This window comes from Anaerococcus sp. HMSC075B03 (genome assembly GCF_001815585.1).
In the GTDB taxonomy this organism is placed as follows: Bacteria; Bacillota; Clostridia; order Tissierellales; family Peptoniphilaceae; genus Anaerococcus; species Anaerococcus vaginalis.
The window spans coordinates 1-284 of the sequence record NZ_KV821190.1; the positions used below are offsets into that span (position 1 = coordinate 1).

Below are 284 nucleotides of genomic sequence, written 5' to 3' on the forward strand. Positions count from 1 at the left end.
GAAATGGCAGAAAAAAATTCTAATGCACAACTAGCAAGACAATTCATAATAGGACTACCAAAAGAATTATCTTTAAGTGAAAATAAAAACCTAGTTGAAAGATTTATAAAAGAAAATCTAACATCACAAGGAATGATAGTAGATTATGCAATCCATAATGAGAGTCAAGATAAAAATGGAAATATCCATTGTCATATAATGACCATAATGCGACCCATAAACGAAAAAGGAGAGTTCTTAGCAAAGTCAAAAAAAGAATATATCCTAGATGAAAAAGGAGAAAA

General features: G+C 28.9%; 1 protein-coding gene. It reads left to right on the forward strand.

Features of this window, described 5'->3' with window-relative positions:
• Positions 1-284: MobA/MobL family protein (locus HMPREF3045_RS05395; protein ID WP_180363009.1), on the forward strand; the 284-nt coding region annotated here is incomplete at both ends.